Genomic DNA, 13,447 nt, shown 5'->3' with positions numbered 1-13,447 from the left:
GCAGATTGGCGCCGTGGAACGGCCGGGGCCGGAAAACAGTCGTGAACACCGTTGATGATCGCCGCCAACTGACTCGCGTGGATCGCGTCGGGTCGACCCATCGTTGGCATCCGTTGTCCTCTGGAGGCTCGCCAATCTGCTAGGTCAATTCGAACCGCCAACGAGGCTGAAAATTGGATCGGGCCGCCGCGATCGTCAACACTGAGCCATCCGGCACGCGCTGGCGCTGTGGCCGCAGCCACTGATCTGCGCTTGATGGCGTCATTGACGGGGAGCCGGGCAGGGACATTGCGGGCGCCAGATACTCAACGGATGAGACGACTCTTTGTGCTGCTGTTGCTGGGCTTGTCCCGATTTGCGGGTGCGTCAGACTGGCCCGACCTGCCGCCTGATTCGGTCGTGCTGATGCGCCATGCGCTCGCGCCTGGCGGCGGCGATCCGGCGGAGTTCAAGCTCGACGACTGCAACACCCAGCGCAACCTGAGCCAGGAAGGCCGCGAGCAAGCGCAGCGCATCGGGCGGGCGTTTGCTGAACGCGGCGTCAAGGTCGGCGCGGTGTGGTCCTCGCAGTGGTGCCGGACGCGCGAAACCGCTGACCTCGCCTTCCCCGGTCAGCGGCAAGACCAACCGACCTTCAACTCTTTCTTTGGGAGTCCAGCGTCGGAAGAGGCACAAACACGCGCGGCGCTGGCCCAGCTTCAGACCTGGCGTGGCCCCGGCGTGTTGGTGGTCATCACGCACCAAGTCAACATCACGGCGCTGACCGGGGTGGTGCCCGAGTCGGGTTCGGGCGTGGTGCTGCAGCCCCAGGTGGGCGGTTTGAAGCTGATCGGGCGCCTGCCCTGACGGCCCAACGTCTCGCGACCTCCCTCCCCCATCACTCCACGGTGACGCTCTTCGCCAAATTCCGCGGCTTGTCCACATCCGTGCCCCGCGCGCAGGCCGTGTGATACGCCAGCAGCTGCAGCGGCACCACGTGCAGCAGGGGTGACAGTGCGCCGTAGTGCTCGGGCATGCGGATGACGTGCAGGCCTTCGCCGTTTTCGATGCGGGTGTCGGCATCGGCGAACACGAAGAGTTCGCCGCCGCGGGCGCGCACTTCCTGCAGGTTGCTCTTGAGCTTTTCCAGCAGGGCGTCGTTGGGGGCCACGGTCACCACGGGCATCTCGGCGGTCACCAGCGCCAGCGGGCCGTGCTTCAGCTCACCGGCCGGGTAGGCCTCGGCGTGGATGTAGCTGATTTCCTTGAGCTTGAGCGCGCCTTCCAGCGCGATCGGGTAGTGCAGGCCGCGGCCCAGGAAGAGCGCGTTTTCCTTGCGGGCGAAGGCTTCGGCCCAGGCCACCACTTGCGGCTCCAGCGCCAGCACGGCTTGCAGGGCCACGGGCAGGTGGCGCATGGCCTTGAGGTGCTGCGCTTCCTGCTCGTCGGTCAGGTGCCCGCGCACCTGCGCCAGCGCCAGCGTCAGCAGGAACAGGCCCGCCAGCTGGGTGGTGAAGGCCTTGGTGCTGGCCACGCCCACTTCCACGCCGGCGCGGGTGATGTAGGCCAGTTCGCACTCACGCACCATGGCGCTGGTGGACACGTTGCAGATGGTCAGCGAGTGCGGCATGCCCAGGCTGCGCGCGTGCTTCAGCGCGGCCAGGGTGTCGGCGGTTTCGCCGCTCTGGCTGATGGTGACGACCAGCGTGCGCGGGTCGGGCACCGAATCGCGATAGCGGTATTCGCTGGCGATCTCCACGCTGGTGGGGATCTTGGCGATGCTCTCCAGCCAGTACTTGGCGGTGGAGCCTGAGTAGTAGCTGGTGCCGCAGGCCAGGATAAGCACGCGGTCGATGTCCTTGAACACGCGGTAGGCGCCGTCACCGAACAGCTCGGGGGTGATGCCCTCCACGCCTTCGAGCGTGTCGGCAATCGCGCGCGGCTGCTCGAAGATTTCCTTCTGCATGTAGTGGCGATACGGGCCCAGCTCGGCCGCGCCGCTGTGCGCGCGCACGGTTTTCACCTCGCGCTGCACGGGCTTGAACTGGCCGTCAGGCTGGCGGGCCACCACCCAGAACTTGCCCAGTTGCACGTCGACCACGTCGCCCTCTTCCAGGTAGACGATGCGGTCGGTCACGCCGGCCAGCGCCATGGCATCAGACGCCAGATAGTTGGCGCCAGTGTCATCGGTGCCCACGCCCAGAATAAGCGGCGAGCCCTCACGCGCACCCACCACGCGGTTCGGCTCGTCGCGGCAGAACACGGCGATGGCATAGGCGCCCTTCAGGCGGGCGGTGGCACGCTGCACGGCATCAAACAGGTCGCCGTCATACAGGTGGTGCACCAGGTGGGCGATGACCTCGGTGTCGGTCTGGCTCTCGAACACATAGCCCTTGGCCTTGAGTTCGTCGCGCAGCTCGTCGTGGTTCTCGATGATGCCGTTGTGGACCAGCGCAATGCGCCCGCTGCTGAAGTGCGGATGCGCGTTGTGCACCGCGGGCGCGCCGTGCGTGGCCCAGCGGGTGTGGGCGATGCCGGTGCCGCTGGCCACGCCGTCGGCGTCGACCTGGCCTTGCAGCTCAGCCACGCGGGCGGTGCTGCGCGTGCGGCGCAGCTCGCCGTTCTGGTGCACGGCCACGCCGCAGGAGTCATAGCCGCGGTACTCCAGCCGCTGCAGGCCCTGCACGAGGATGGGAACGATGTTCTGGCTGCTGACGGCGCCGACGATGCCACACATGGTGCTGCTCGCTTGATTCAGTTGAAGAGTGCGCGCATCGTAGGCGCCTCACCGTGAATGAAGTTTGCAAAAATCAGATAAAAACAATCAATTCATTCATCACATCACCTGAGTGAAATTAATCATCACTTAGACTCATCAGATGAACGAATCAACCGCCAGCCTGACCCTGGACGCCACCGACTGGCGCCTGCTGGACCTGCTGCAAGCCGATGCCAGCCTGACCAACCAGGCGCTGGCCGAGGCCGCGCATGTGTCGGCGGCCACCGCCCTGCGGCGCATCAAGCGGCTGCGTGACGCAGGCGTGATCGAGCGTTACACCACGCTGCTGGCGCCGGCGTTTGCCGGCCAGGGCCTGCAAGCGATCTGCGAAGTGACGCTCGACCGCCAGGGCGCCGAGCACCTCGATGCCTTCGAGGCCCTGGCCGTGGCGCAGGTGGCGGTGCAGCAATGCTGGCGGGTGTCGCCCGGGCCTGACTTCGTGCTGGTGATCCACAGCGCCACCATGTCCGCGTTTCTGGCGCTCAGCCAGGCCCTGTTCACCCAGAACGCCAACGTGCGCAACGTGAAGAGCTTCTTCGCGCTGAAGCGGGCGAAGTTCGACCCGCGCGTGCCGGCGCCCTGAGCGCGGTCAAGCGCTCAGTCGGTGTCCGGCGCCGCGTGCCGCACGATGGTGACGGGCACGCTGGCATGCAGCAGCACCCACTGGCACACCGAGCCCAGCCGTGCGCCGCCCAGCAGCCCCACGCCCTGGCTGCCCATCACGATGCCGTGGCATTGCTCGCGCTCGGCCAGATCCACCAGCTGGTGGCCAGGCTCGCCGATCAGCACCTCGCCGCGCACCGGCACCTTGGCCGATCGCAGCAGCGCCATCGCGGGCGCCAGCACATGTTCGCCAGCGTCGTGGCTGGCGCCGGCCAGCAGGTCGGCATCGTGCGCCAGCACCACCTCATACAAGTGCGGGCCGTCTTGCACATTGGCCAGCAGCACCTGAACGTCCAGGCCCTGACGGGCCAGCGTCCACACATGGCGCACGGCGTCCATCCCCGCCAAGGAACCATCCACCGGAACAAGCAACAGCATGGCGCTCTCCTGATCAGGCACTGGCTACAACGGATGCTGCAACCCTCAGCCTGTCGCCCAACTCTACGCCAGTTGCGCCGCGTTTGATGGCCAAGCGCCACCGCACGTGGCACCAGCGCAGCAGCAGTTCGCGCCAGGGCTGCACGGCGCCGGCAGGCCGTGTCCAATGGCCACCCAAGCGCCCGCTCGGCGCCCACCTTTGGACCCCGCCATGTCTTCGATCAACGCCCGATTTGCGGCCTCCAGACAGTTGCTGCGACAAGTGGAAAGTCTGCTGGGCGACGGGCATTTCGGGCACTCGCCAATGGGCCATCTGGCCGAGCAGACCCAATGGCTGGCCCGGGCCTGCGGCGACCATGAATCCGAAGCGCTGGCCTGCTTCTACGCGCTGTACCCCTTGGTAGTGGTGCTGCCGGAAAGCACGCTGATCCAGCGCATCGACACCGCCCGCCAGCGCTGCCAGGCCTTGGCCGTGCCCCGGGCGCTGTGGCTGCTGGATGACCTGCAGGTGTTCGCCCTCACGATGGCCGGCAAGCACCAGCAGGCCGTGCACATCGGCACCCGGCAACTGCGGCATCCGGAAGCAGCGCGTCCACCCTTCGAGCGCAGCATCAGCCTGCTGCTGCTGGCGCGGGCCCACCAGTTTTCGGGGCAGCTGGAAGACGCGCTGCGCTGCAGCCACCGCGCGCTGTTCCACGCCAACGAAGCACCACACGCACGCTGGCTGGCCGCTGCCTGCACCGCGCTCGGCCAGCTTCTCTGCATCGAAACGCTGAACCCCGAGGCTGGCCTGCCCCATCTGGAGCGGGCCAGGCACATCAACGCCGGCCTGCCGCCTTGCCCGGCCGCGCTGCTGTGCGCCAGCCAGCTGGTGATGGCGCTGGAGCAACTGGACGAGCCCGCCCGCGCCCACGCCGTGTTCACCGAAGAGATGGCCCGCCCGGAGGCCGCCGAGTTGCTGACAGGCCCGGGCCTGGTGATGGCGCTGGCGCGGCTGCGATTGACGCAGGCCTTGATCGGCGTGGGCCGGCTCGCCGAAGCACAAGACTGGCTGAACGCGCTGCCGGCGGGCGACGGCGCCTCCAGCGAACACCGCGAAGCCGTGGCGGCGCTGATGCGCCTGCACCTGCTGTGCGCCCGCGGTGAATTCAGCGAAGCCAGGCAACTGGCCCTGGCCGAGCGCGACCGCGTGATGCCGCACAAGCGCCCGCTGCACGACGAGCTGGCCCTGCTGCGCCTGCTGCACGCGGCCTGCACCGGCCTGGGCGATGCCGAAGGCGCAACCAGCGCCGCACTGGCCGCAACAGCGCTGTGCCTGCCCATCATCGGGCGTTCAACGCGGGCGCGTTATCTGCACACCCGGCTTACCCGGAACCCGCTGGCGCCGGCGGTGTTTTCAGCGGTGGACGAGCAGCGCCTTCAGGCCGTTGATCAGGCGGTGCAGCAGGCCGCGCAAGCACCAACGCCACCGCCCGCCAAGGTGCCCCGCTTCCTGGCCCATGTGGCACATGAGCTGCGCACCCCCATCAGCGGCATGCTGGGTCTGTCCACGCTGCTGCTGATGTCAGACCTCGACGACCGCCAGCGGCAGCACACCCACGCCATGAAAAGCACGGCCGACAACCTGCTGCAACTGGTGAACGACGTGCTGGACATGGCCAGCCTGGAGCACGGCCAGTTCAGCCTGAACCCGGCCCCGTTTGATGTGCCTGCCTGGCTGACCGAGAGCCTGGCGCCCTACCAGGTGCATGCCCAGCTCAAGGGCCTGACGCTGGACTGCCATGTGGCCCCGGGCACGCCCACCGCGCTGAAGGCCGATGCCCGGCGGCTGCGCCAGGTGCTGGCCAACCTGGTATCCAACGCCTTGAAGTTCACCAAGGTCGGCGGGGTGGAAGTGCGGGTGTGCGCGGTGCCAGCCAAGGCCATCAGCCTGAACGTGCGGGTGGAGGTGGCCGACACCGGCATGGGCATTGCCCCGGCCGCCCTGCCCCGGCTGTTCCAGGAGTTCGTTCAGGCCGACGACACCATTGCCCAACAGCACGGGGGCACCGGCCTGGGGCTGGCGCTGTGCAAGCAGCTGGTGTCGCGCATGGGCGGGCGCATCGGGGCGCGCAGCCAGCTCGGGCAAGGCAGCGTGTTCTGGTTCGAGCTGCCCGCCGATGCTGCGCCTCAGGCCTGACGCAGGATGACCAGGCCCTTGAGGTACTCGCCCTCGGGGAAGCACAGCGTGGTCGGGTGGTCAGGCGCCGCTTCCAGGCGTTGCAGCAGGTAGCCATCCACCCCCGCGTCGTTGCCGGCGCCGGCCACGATCTTGTGGAACAGATCAGCGCTGATACCGCCGGAGCAACTGAAGGTGAGCAGCAAGCCACCCGGGTTCAACAACTTCAGGCCGAGGCGGTTGATGTCCTTGTAGGCTCGGCTGGCGCGGTCGGCGTGGGCGGCACTGGGCGCGAACTTCGGCGGGTCCAGCACGATGGCGTCGAAGGTGCGGCCCTCTTCCAGAAAGCGCCGCAGCGTGCCGTTCACGTCGGCATCCAGCGTGTGGTGAATGCCGTCGGCATCAAAGCCGTTCAAGGCCACATGGGCTGAAGCGCGCTCCAGCGCCGGGCCGGAGGAGTCCACGCTGGTCACGTCGGTGGCACCGCCCATCAGGGCCGCCACGCTGAAGCCGCCCGTGTAGCTGTAGCAGTTCAGCACCGTCTTGCAGCCGAACTGGCGCACCAGCCGGGCAAACAAGGCGCGGTTCTCACGCTGGTCGAGGTAGTAGCCGGTCTTGTGGCCCTCTTCCACGTCCACGGTCAGTTGCAGGTCGTGCTCGCGCAGCGTCACCACGGTGCTGCCGTCGCCGCGCAGCCAGCCCTTGGCGGGGGCCAGGCCCTCCAGCTGGCGCACGCCCACGTCGCTGCGCTCATACAGGCGCGTGCAGCCGGTGGCGGCCACCAGCGCGTCGGCAATCACCGGCTTCCAGCGCTCACTGCCAGCCGACAGGAACTGCACGCTGAGGATGTCGTCGTAACGGTCCACCACCAGGCCGGGCAGGCCGTCGGCCTCACCGTGCACCAGGCGCATGCCGTTGCTCGCGATGTTCAGGCGCTGGCGCATGGCCACCGCCGCCGCGATGCGGCGCTGGAAGAAGGCGGCGTCGATGCGCTCGGCTTCATCTCGGCTCCAGGCGCGCACGCGAATCTGCGATTCCGGGCTGAACGCGCCCCAGGCCAGGAAGCGGCCGTCGTGGGTGTCGATGCGCACGGTCTCACCGGCATCGGCCTTGCCCTTCTCGACACTGCCGGCAAACACCCACGGGTGGCCGCGCTGCAGCGAGCGGTCCTTGCCTTCTCTCAATCGGATGACTTTCATGGCCGGGATTGTCACCTGTGGCCCCACGCAACGGGGAGGCATTTGCTGCATTGGAGAAGGCCGCCGGCTTGGGTAGGATGGCTTCACGCTGTGCGCCTGACATCGACACCGCACCATCACAGCGCCACGCCAAAACGGAGAGGTTCCATGAAGCTCAAAGCCGCCCTTGCCCTGGCCTTCGGTCTGGCTGCTGCCCTGCATGCACATGCAGCGACTGAGCTGGTGATCGCCACGGTCAACAACGGCCACATGATCGAGATGCAGAAGCTCGGTCGGCACTTCGAGAGCGCCAATCCGGGCATCAAGCTGAAATGGGTGAGCCTGGAAGAAGGCATGCTGCGCCAGCGCGTGACCACCGACATCGCCACCCGCGGCGGCCAGTTCGACGTGATGACCATCGGCATGTACGAGGCGCCCATCTGGGGCCGCAAAGGCTGGCTGCAGGAGTTGGTGACCGATGCCGCCTACGACGTGGACGACCTGCTGCCTGCGATGCGCAACGGGCTGTCGGTGGACGGCAAGCTCTTCGCCGCCCCCTTCTACGGCGAAAGCTCGATGCTGATGTACCGCAAGGACCTGGCCGACAAGGCCGGCGTCGCCTTGCCCGAGCGGCCAACCTGGGCCCAGGTGCGCGAGTTGGCCGCGAAGATCCACAACCCGAAGGAAGGCGTGTTCGGCATCTGCCTGCGCGGCAAGCCGGGCTGGGGCGACAACATGGCGCTCATCTCGACGATGGTGAACACCTTCGGCGGGCAGTGGTTCGACATGCAGTGGAAGCCGCAGATCGACAGCAAGCCCTGGCATGACGCGGTGAGCTTCTACGTCGACCTGCTGAAGAGCTACGGCCCGCCCGGCTCGGCCGCCAACAGCTTCAACGAGATCCTGGCGCTGACCAACGCCGGCAAGTGCGGCATGTGGCTGGACGCCACCATTGCGGCGTCCTTTGTGTCGGATCCGCGGCTGTCCAAGGTGGCTGACCGCATCGCCTTCACCCAGGCGCCGGTGGCCGTGTCGCCCAAGGGCGCGAACTGGCTGTGGTCGTGGAACCTGGCCATTCCGGCGGGCTCGCAGAAGGTGGACGCGGCGCAGAAGTTCATCACCTGGGCCACCAGCAAGGAGTACGTGCAATTGGTGGCGCGCACCAACGGCTGGGGCTCGGTGCCCACGGGCACGCGCAAGTCGACCTACGCGCAACCGGAATTCCAGCGCGCCGCACGGTTTGCGACCGCCGAAAAACTGGCCATCGACACCGCCAACCCGACCGACGCCACGCTGCCGAAGTCACCTTACGTGGGCGTGCAATTCGCGGCCATCCCGGAGTTCCAGGCCATCGGCATCGCGGTCGGCCAGCAGATCAGCATGGCGCTGGCGGGCAAGACGTCTGTCGACAATGCGCTGAAGCTGTCGCAGGCCGCGGCAGACCGGGAAATGAAAAAGGCCGGCTACTACAAGTAACCGGCCCCTGCTGACGCGTGAGCGCTCAACCTGCGCGCTGGCGGCGCAGCACCAGCAGCGCGAAGCTGCCTGCGATCAACACCACCGCCACCAGGCTCAGGGGGTGAGCCAGATCAGCCAGGCGCGCTTGCAGGTCCTGCAGCAGCAAGGCAGGCAGGCGGGTCAGCGTCGGGTCGGGCTGGACCATGGCGCTCAGCGGTACCAGAGCCACACTGAATTGCAAAAACAGGCCATGCACGGTGTCCAGCACAAAGGGCATGTCATAGGCGTTTTTCAGCAGCGCACCACCGGCGCCCACCACACCCAGCACCACCGGCGCGCCCCAGCGCTTGAGCCAGGCGGAGGCGGCCATGATGGGCATCAACAGCGCCGCCGCCCAGAAGCTGGCCAGCGGCAGGCCCACCGCCATGCGCAGCAAGGCCGCCAGCAGCGCACTGCCCACCTCACCCATCGGCACCGCCCCGAGGGCCGCCATGCCGAAGCCCTTGCTCACCAGCAAAGCCGCGACCACCACGCTGAAGGCCAGCGACACCAGCATCACGGCCAGCGGCATCAGCACCAGATGGGCGACCAGCGTGGCACTCACCGCGGCCGAATCACTCACCGGCAGCGAGCGCCAGAACTCGATCGAGCGGTCTTGCACATCGCGGCGCGCCAGGCCGGCGACCTGAAAGCCGACGGTCAGCCAGGCCAGGCCGGTCACGGCCAGCACGTAGGCGCCGGCACTGATGGCGAAAAAGGAAGCCGCGCTCTCGGTGCCGTCCACCTGCACCTGGCCAAACAGCCAGCCACACACCATCAGCACCATCGGGCCGAAGGCCAGCACCAGCCAGCCGGTGCGGTGCTGCAGCCATTCGCGGCGCAGCAGGGTCGAATAAGTCATTGCGAAAGTCATGCGTGTTCTCCTCGGCGCGGGCTCAGCGAGCGCTGCGGGCATTGAGTTCAGGGGCGCGGGTCAGGGCCACGAACAGATCAACCAGGTTGGGGCGCAGGCGCTGGCCCAGGGCCTGCACATCGGCCGGCGGGGCGCCGTCAAACAGCGCTGCCTGCTGGCCGTGCTGCCGGTAGCGCAGCAGCGGGTGGGCCGCGGCAATCGCGTCAGCGGCGGCCGGGTCGTGGCTCAGGGCCACGAAGCGCTGGTCGAGCTGGTCGAGTGGAATGTTCAGCACCATCTGGCCTTCGTTGAGCATCATCACGTCGCTCAACAACGATTCCACCTCTTCCACCTGGTGGGTCGAGATCAGCACGCTGCGCTCGCCGTCGCACCACTCGTCGATCAGCATTTCGTAGAACGATTTGCGCGACAGCACATCCAGGCCCAGCGTCGGCTCGTCGAGGATCATCACCTTGGCATCGATGGCTGCGATCAGCGCCAGGTGCGCCTGCACCACCATGCCCTTGGAGAGGCTCTTCACCTTGTCGCTCAGGCCCACGCTGGTGCGTTGCAGCAGGTGCCGGGCCCGCTCCGCCGAGAACTTCGGATGCAGGCCAGCCATCAGCGAAATGAGCTCTTCCACACGCGCCCAGCGCGGCAGGATGGCCACATCAGGGATGTAGCTCAGCGATTGCAGCAACACGGTGCGGTCAGCACGCGGGTCCATGCCCAGCACGCTCAGATGGCCTTCATGCGGCGCCAGGCCGCAGAGCGCCTTCATCAGCGTGGTCTTGCCTGCGCCGTTGTGGCCCAGCAGGCCCACCACGCGGCCCTTGGGAATGCTGAAGCTCAGGTCGCGCACGGCATGTTTGCTGCCGTAATGCATGTTCAGGCCACGGGCCTCGATCAGGATGTCGCTCATGGTGGTCATGCCTCCCAGTTCAATTGTTCGGGTGTCAGGCCCAGGCGGCGCAGGCGCTGTTGCAGCTGCGGCCATTCCAGGTCGAGGAAGCGCTGGCGCTCCAGGTCCTTGAGTCGCTGGCGGGCACCGGGCCGCACGTACAGGCCCATGCCGCGTCGGGCTTCGAGCAAGCCGTCATCGCTCAGCGCCTGCAGCGCCCGGCTGACGGTGACCGGGTTGATCATGAAGCTCGATGCCAGTTGGCGCACCGATGGCATGGGGTCGCCCTCGGTGGGCTCGCCGTCCAGCAGGCGGCCTGCGAGCTGGTCAGCCAGCTGGCGGTAGATGGGCTGTCGATCGTCCCAGGTGCGCATCGCGAACTCCGGTGTGTTGGTGATGCAGCACACTGTATCGGCGACACGCCGGCACCGGGCATCGATGCGACAGACTGCAGAACTGCGGGATGAAATGCAGCCAGCGCGCACTGGCCTCGCTGGCTCAGCCGCGATGGCTCAATCGCGCTTGCGGGCCCGCGGATGGGTGGCGTCGTACACCTTGGCCAAGTGCTGGAAATCCAGCCGGGTATAGACCTGCGTGGTGCTGATGTTGGCGTGGCCCAGCAGCTCCTGCACCGCGCGCAGATCACCGCTGGATTGCAGCAGGTGCGAGGCAAAGCTGTGACGCAGCATGTGCGGATGCACCGAACCGGGCAGCCCGGCGTCTTGCGCCAGCGCCCGCAGGCGGCTGCGCACCTGGCTGTCGGTGATGCGGGTGCCGCGCTGGCTCACGAAGAGCGCGCGCTCGCCCGGTGAGGCCACATCAGCCCGGTGATGCAGCCAGTTGGCCAGCGCCGCCAGGCTCGGCCCGCCCACCGGCACACTGCGCCGCTTGCGGCCCTTGCCCAGCACATGCACGGTGGCGTCAGGCACATCGACCCAGCCCGCGGCTTCATCGCCGGCTTGCCAATCGAGGCCCACCAATTCGCCCACCCGCAGGCCGCTGCCGTAGAGCAGCTCGACGATGGCGTGGTCACGGGCCAGCAGGGCCGGGTTGCCGTCACGCTTGCGGTGGTCGGCCAGGGCCACGGCCTGGTCCACCGGCAGGGCCTTGGGCAAGGGGCGCGGCGCCTTGGGCGGGCGCACACCTTCCACCGGGTTCTGCTTGAGCGCTTCCTCGCGGCCCCACCAGCGGTAAAAGCCGCGCCAGGCGCTGAGCATCAGGGCCAGGCTGCGCGGCGACAAACCGCCGCCATGCGCCGCCGCCATCCAGCGCCGCACATGGTGGGGCTGCACCGCGGCCAGGGCCACGCCTTGGTCAGCAGCGCCAGCCACCAGTCGGGCCAGGGCCTCGGTGTAGAGCTGCAGCGTGCGGTCGGCCACCCGGCGCTCTACCCGCAGGTGCGTCAGGTAGCGCTGCAGGGGTTCTGGCAGCGCAGTGGCGCCGGGCATGGCAGGTATCAGTCTTCGACGAGCATGCGGCCCAGCGCCGCGCTGGCGATGTCGCCGATCTGCACCAGGAAGTCGGTCGACATGTCGGCCTGGTAACGCAGCGCGTCGGGCGAGCCCAGCACCAGCAGACCGAAGCACTCGGTGGCCGACTTGCCCAGACGCAGCGGGATCATGGCCAGCGACTGCGCCGGCGACGCATCGCCCAGCCAGTTGGCCGCTTCGTAGCTGCTGTTCAAGCCGCAGAAGGGGCCGGACAGGCTGGCGGCGAAGGCGCGCACGTCCTCGCTCACCGGCTGCGCCCACGGCAGGCCGGCATAGCGCGTCGACACGCCCCACACCCGCACCGCTGCCTGCGGCACCATGAACTCGTGCTTCAGCTCTTCCACCAGCACCTGGCCGAGCAGGCTGGCATTGCGGGCCAGCATCACGGCACAGGTCCAGCGGTGCATCTTGTCGGCGATAGCGACGTTGTCATTGCCGGCTCGGATCATGTCCATGATGCGGCGCTCGAGCAGGCGCACCTGGTCACGCATCATGTCCATCTGGCGCTGGGCCAGCGACACGGCGCGGCCGCTGTGCGGGTGCGTCAGCTGCACGGTGGCCAGCACATCGGCATGCCGGTCGAAGAAGCCGGGCGTGTGCACCAGGTAATTCGCGATGTCGTCTTCGGTGATGCCATCCAGGCGCTCGGGGGTGCTGCTCACAGTTCCATCTCTCCTTCAAACACGGTCACGGCCGGGCCCGTCATCATGACGGGGGCTTGGCCGCCCGCCCACTCAATCGTCAGCACACCACCTCGGGTGTGCACATCAACACGCGCATCCAGCAGGCCCTGGCGAATGCCGGCCACCACGGCCGCACACGCGCCGGTGCCGCAGGCCAGGGTTTCGCCGGCGTCGCGCTCGAACACGCGCAGCCGCACGCTGTTGCGGCTCACCACTTCCAGGAAGCCCGCATTCACCTTGCGCGGAAAACGTTCATGCGCCTCGATCTGCGGGCCCCAGTCGGCCACCGGGGCAGCGTCAGCAGAGGCCACCACCAACACGGCATGCGGGTTGCCCATCGACACCAGCGCCACCTCGGCCACCACGCCGCCTTGCAGCGCCAGCGGCCACAGATCAGCCTCACCCACGCGGCGCGGCTGCAGGCCTTCGGTCGTGAACGGCAGCTGCTCCGGCGCCAGCATCGGCGTGTTCATGTTCACCGTCACCCGGCCGTCGTCCTGCAGCGTCAGCTCCAGCAGGTTGTTGATCGTCTCGACGCGGATGGTTCGGGCCTCGCTCAGGCCGTGGTCGCGCACATAACGCACGAAGCAGCGCGAGCCATTGCCGCACTGCTCGACCTCGTCACCCGTGGCGCCGTTGAAGATGCGGTAGCGGAAATCCACGTCGCTGCGGCTGGGTTTTTCCACCACCAGGATCTGGTCGGCGCCCACGCCGAAGCGGCGGTCGCCCAGCAGGCGCAACTGCGCATTGCTCAAGGACAGCGGTGCAGCCGTGGCGTCGATCACGACAAAGTCGTTGCCGGCGCCGTGCATCTTGGTGAATCGCAGCTTCATGCCGTGATTATCGGCCCTGCCGCCTCTGAAAACTGGGCTGTTGCAGGGCCGCGGG

Annotated in this window: 13 protein-coding genes; 4 read left to right on the top strand and 9 right to left on the bottom strand. The window is 67.8% G+C overall.

The features are described 5' to 3' along the window. Positions 1–312: 312 nt before the first annotated feature. Complete coding sequence (locus tag AACH00_RS00360) at positions 313–846, top strand: histidine phosphatase family protein (protein ID WP_341396951.1); 534 nt, start codon at positions 313–315, stop codon at positions 844–846. 31 nt (positions 847–877) lie between these two features. Here the strand turns inward: AACH00_RS00360 and glmS are convergent, their stop codons facing one another. Continuing rightward, entirely contained in the window at positions 878–2,716 is a 1,839-nt protein-coding gene (gene glmS, locus AACH00_RS00355; RefSeq protein ID WP_341396950.1) for a glutamine--fructose-6-phosphate transaminase (isomerizing), read from the bottom strand. Positions 2,717–2,858: 142 nt separating this feature from the next. Here glmS and AACH00_RS00350 point away from each other — a divergent pair, with 142 nt between their 5' ends. Further along, positions 2,859–3,341, top strand: coding sequence for an Lrp/AsnC family transcriptional regulator (locus AACH00_RS00350; RefSeq protein ID WP_341396949.1), 483 nt, complete (start codon positions 2,859–2,861; stop codon positions 3,339–3,341). 14 nt (positions 3,342–3,355) lie between these two features. Here the strand turns inward: AACH00_RS00350 and AACH00_RS00345 are convergent, their stop codons facing one another. Further along, the gene (locus AACH00_RS00345) at positions 3,356–3,799 is read right to left on the bottom strand and encodes a universal stress protein (protein ID WP_341396948.1); all 444 of its coding nucleotides are present in this window, start codon (positions 3,797–3,799) and stop codon (positions 3,356–3,358) included. Positions 3,800–4,010: 211 nt separating this feature from the next. Here AACH00_RS00345 and AACH00_RS00340 point away from each other — a divergent pair, with 211 nt between their 5' ends. Beyond that, a complete protein-coding gene (locus AACH00_RS00340) occupies positions 4,011–5,978 on the top strand; it encodes an ATP-binding protein (protein WP_341396947.1) in 1,968 nt (655 codons plus the stop codon). Here AACH00_RS00340 and AACH00_RS00335 read toward each other — a convergent pair. Further along, on the bottom strand, positions 5,969–7,156 hold the full coding sequence (locus tag AACH00_RS00335; RefSeq protein WP_341396946.1) for a class I SAM-dependent rRNA methyltransferase: 1,188 nt from the start codon (positions 7,154–7,156) through the stop codon (positions 5,969–5,971). The two genes, AACH00_RS00340 and AACH00_RS00335, sit on opposite strands and share 10 nt — an antisense overlap. Before the next feature lie 147 nt (positions 7,157–7,303). On the opposite strand from AACH00_RS00335, the gene AACH00_RS00330 reads away from it, so the two are divergent. Then, on the top strand, positions 7,304–8,611 hold the full coding sequence (locus tag AACH00_RS00330; RefSeq protein ID WP_341396945.1) for an ABC transporter substrate-binding protein: 1,308 nt from the start codon (positions 7,304–7,306) through the stop codon (positions 8,609–8,611). A 25-nt stretch (positions 8,612–8,636) separates the two neighbouring features. On the opposite strand, the gene AACH00_RS00325 is transcribed toward AACH00_RS00330, so the two are convergent. The 6 genes from AACH00_RS00325 to dapF form a co-directional block, all read right to left on the bottom strand. Further along, positions 8,637–9,506, bottom strand: coding sequence for a hypothetical protein (locus tag AACH00_RS00325; RefSeq protein ID WP_341396944.1), 870 nt, complete (start codon positions 9,504–9,506; stop codon positions 8,637–8,639). A 22-nt stretch (positions 9,507–9,528) separates the two neighbouring features. Further along, on the bottom strand, positions 9,529–10,416 hold the full coding sequence (locus AACH00_RS00320) for an ABC transporter ATP-binding protein (RefSeq protein ID WP_341396943.1): 888 nt from the start codon (positions 10,414–10,416) through the stop codon (positions 9,529–9,531). Further along, the gene (locus AACH00_RS00315; protein WP_341396942.1) at positions 10,413–10,760 is read right to left on the bottom strand and encodes a GntR family transcriptional regulator; all 348 of its coding nucleotides are present in this window, start codon (positions 10,758–10,760) and stop codon (positions 10,413–10,415) included. Before AACH00_RS00315 ends, AACH00_RS00320 begins: the two co-directional genes overlap by 4 nt. Positions 10,761–10,898: 138 nt before the next feature. Next, entirely contained in the window at positions 10,899–11,834 is a 936-nt protein-coding gene (xerC, locus tag AACH00_RS00310) for a tyrosine recombinase XerC (protein ID WP_341396941.1), read from the bottom strand. An 8-nt stretch (positions 11,835–11,842) separates the two neighbouring features. Beyond that, complete coding sequence (locus AACH00_RS00305) at positions 11,843–12,538, bottom strand: DUF484 family protein (protein WP_341396940.1); 696 nt, start codon at positions 12,536–12,538, stop codon at positions 11,843–11,845. Beyond that, positions 12,535–13,392, bottom strand: a complete 858-nt coding sequence (gene dapF, locus AACH00_RS00300; RefSeq protein WP_341396939.1) for a diaminopimelate epimerase — start codon at positions 13,390–13,392, stop codon at positions 12,535–12,537. Before dapF ends, AACH00_RS00305 begins: the two co-directional genes overlap by 4 nt. Positions 13,393–13,447: the final 55 nt, after the last annotated feature.

Source organism: Ideonella margarita (assembly GCF_038066635.1).
In the GTDB taxonomy this organism is placed as follows: Bacteria; Pseudomonadota; Gammaproteobacteria; order Burkholderiales; family Burkholderiaceae_C; genus Ideonella; species Ideonella margarita.
The sequence above is the reverse complement of the archived record's forward strand: the minus strand, read 5'-3'. Positions and strand labels throughout refer to the sequence as shown.

Excerpts from the sequence above, each read along its gene's own strand:
- AACH00_RS00360 (WP_341396951.1), top strand. The coding sequence starts at position 313 with ATGAGACGACTCTTTGTGCTGCTGTTGCTGGGCTTGTCCCGATTTGCG.
- glmS (WP_341396950.1), bottom strand. The coding sequence starts at position 2,716 with ATGTGTGGCATCGTCGGCGCCGTCAGCAGCCAGAACATCGTTCCCATC.
- AACH00_RS00350 (WP_341396949.1), top strand. The coding sequence starts at position 2,859 with ATGAACGAATCAACCGCCAGCCTGACCCTGGACGCCACCGACTGGCGC.
- AACH00_RS00345 (WP_341396948.1), bottom strand. The coding sequence starts at position 3,799 with ATGCTGTTGCTTGTTCCGGTGGATGGTTCCTTGGCGGGGATGGACGCC.
- AACH00_RS00340 (WP_341396947.1), top strand. The coding sequence starts at position 4,011 with ATGTCTTCGATCAACGCCCGATTTGCGGCCTCCAGACAGTTGCTGCGA.
- AACH00_RS00335 (WP_341396946.1), bottom strand. The coding sequence starts at position 7,156 with ATGAAAGTCATCCGATTGAGAGAAGGCAAGGACCGCTCGCTGCAGCGC.
- AACH00_RS00330 (WP_341396945.1), top strand. The coding sequence starts at position 7,304 with ATGAAGCTCAAAGCCGCCCTTGCCCTGGCCTTCGGTCTGGCTGCTGCC.
- AACH00_RS00325 (WP_341396944.1), bottom strand. The coding sequence starts at position 9,506 with ATGACTTTCGCAATGACTTATTCGACCCTGCTGCGCCGCGAATGGCTG.
- AACH00_RS00320 (WP_341396943.1), bottom strand. The coding sequence starts at position 10,416 with ATGACCACCATGAGCGACATCCTGATCGAGGCCCGTGGCCTGAACATG.
- AACH00_RS00315 (WP_341396942.1), bottom strand. The coding sequence starts at position 10,760 with ATGCGCACCTGGGACGATCGACAGCCCATCTACCGCCAGCTGGCTGAC.
- xerC (WP_341396941.1), bottom strand. The coding sequence starts at position 11,834 with ATGCCCGGCGCCACTGCGCTGCCAGAACCCCTGCAGCGCTACCTGACG.
- dapF (WP_341396939.1), bottom strand. The coding sequence starts at position 13,392 with ATGAAGCTGCGATTCACCAAGATGCACGGCGCCGGCAACGACTTTGTC.